Source organism: Pseudomonadota bacterium (genome assembly GCA_018242545.1).
In the GTDB taxonomy this organism is placed as follows: Bacteria; Pseudomonadota; Alphaproteobacteria; order 16-39-46; family 16-39-46; genus 16-39-46.
The window spans coordinates 1-1,637 of sequence record JAFEBT010000116.1 but is presented as its reverse complement, the minus strand read 5'-3'; the positions used below and the strand labels follow the sequence as shown (position 1 = coordinate 1,637).

Below are 1,637 nucleotides of genomic sequence, written 5' to 3'. Positions count from 1 at the left end.
GCTTCCATTTGCAGAACATCATACTTGTTATTTTAATTTATGGAAATAGTATAATATATTTTAAAGGAGATAGTTATGAAAAATATAGCTTTTTTAATTATGGCGGGTTGTTGGGGCTACTCTTTTTCTACTTACGCGAGGGAAACATATGTAGATGCCGCTCACCAACAACGCCAAAGATCTGGTCCTGTTCGTAAATCTCAAGATCCGGATGAAATGTTGAGACGCTTTAAGCAAGCAACTCCAGCAGCAGAACTTCAAAAGCTACAAGCAATGGCAAAAAAAATTCTTGAAGATGAAAAGAGACAGCAAGAAGAACGTATTACAACAGCTGTAAATAGAATTGTAGCATACTAAAACTTCTTTCTTAGTGATTTATCCTTAAAATTAACTAATTGGGTATATTTGTTAAGTTCTTGGTTATCCTAGTCCTTTCTTAGCTATCTTTAGGTAGCTGTCCCAAATTATCTAATGAAATATATATAATTACTTTGGGAGTTGCTTAAGAGAGCTTGAAGTAACTGCTCTTATTGTACTTCCAAAAAGAGATGTTGCATGCCTTAAAGGTTCATCTGCAAGATGCGCATATCGTTGAGTTGTGGAAGCTTGTGTATGACCCAGCAATTTTCCGACAATGCTTAGGCTCAAGCCACTTGAAACTAAATGCGAAGCATGCGTGTGACGAAGATCATGAATACGAACTCCTAGTAGATCTGCTTTTTTAATTACGCGTTTCCATAAATTTTGGACATCTTTAAGGGGTTCTTTTTTAGTTAAACCAGGAAAAACATAAGAACTTTCAATATTCAAGTTTTTAAGTTCTTGAAGAACTTGAATGGCTTCTTGAGAAAGAGGCAAATATTCCCGTTTCTTTTGTTTTGTAAGAGAAGAAGGTTTTGTCCAAACTCCTTGCTCTAAATCAAAATGATTCCAGGTTGCTTTTAGGAGCTCATTTTTTCGAGCGCCGGTAAGAAGAAGTAACTTAAAGAAAAAAGAGGAAGGTCTCTTATAATCATCTAAAGTTTTCCAAAGACGAGAAATTTCTTCTTTATTAAGCCATCGATCTCTCTTTTCTTCTGGAAATCGTGGGATCCCTTTTACGGGGTTATCTACTCTCCAACCCCAGGCAATGGCTAATGAGATCATTTTGGAAAGGAGAGCTAAAGTTCGGTTGGCTTGGTAGGGAGTTTCTTTTAAAGCAGCATGAAAGTTTTCGACATCGCGACGAGAAAGATGGGAAACTTTTCTATCTCCAAGTTTAGGGATAATATGATTTCGCAGAAGTTTCTGGTCTTCTTCAAGACTTCGAGGACGTTTGTTCTTTCCATAGCGATCTACGTAATCTTTTGCAAGTTCATGGATGTCAGGAAGATGCTTAAGGGCTTTTTTTTGTTCAGCTGGATCTTCCCCTTGTGTAATCATACTCAAATATTTCCGAGCAATAACGCAGGCTTCTTCAGCTGTAATCTGGCCATGGACTCCAATTTTAATACGTTTTTTAATGCGTTCTTTGTTACGATACTGCAGACAATATGTAAGGCGGCCACTTGGCAATACTATGATTCCAAAGCCTTTTAGCTCCGTATCCCAAGAAATAATAGTTTTTTTGGGATCAGGGACAAGAGCTTCGACAAAAC

Annotated in this window: 2 protein-coding genes; one reads left to right on the top strand and one right to left on the bottom strand. The window is 37.3% G+C overall.

Features of this window, described 5'->3' with window-relative positions:
• The first annotated feature begins 75 nt into the window (after positions 1 to 75).
• The gene (locus JSS34_08855) at positions 76 to 357 is read left to right on the top strand and encodes a hypothetical protein (protein ID MBS0186403.1); all 282 of its coding nucleotides are present in this window, start codon (positions 76 to 78) and stop codon (positions 355 to 357) included.
• Between the two features lie 129 nt (positions 358 to 486).
• Here the strand turns inward: JSS34_08855 and JSS34_08850 are convergent.
• A partial coding sequence (locus JSS34_08850; protein ID MBS0186402.1) for a tyrosine-type recombinase/integrase occupies positions 487 to 1,637 on the bottom strand: 1,151 nt, incomplete at its 5' end.

Coding starts and splice junctions, on each gene's coding strand:
- JSS34_08855 (MBS0186403.1), top strand. CDS start 76: ATGAAAAATATAGCTTTTTTAATTATGGCGGGTTGTTGGGGCTACTCT.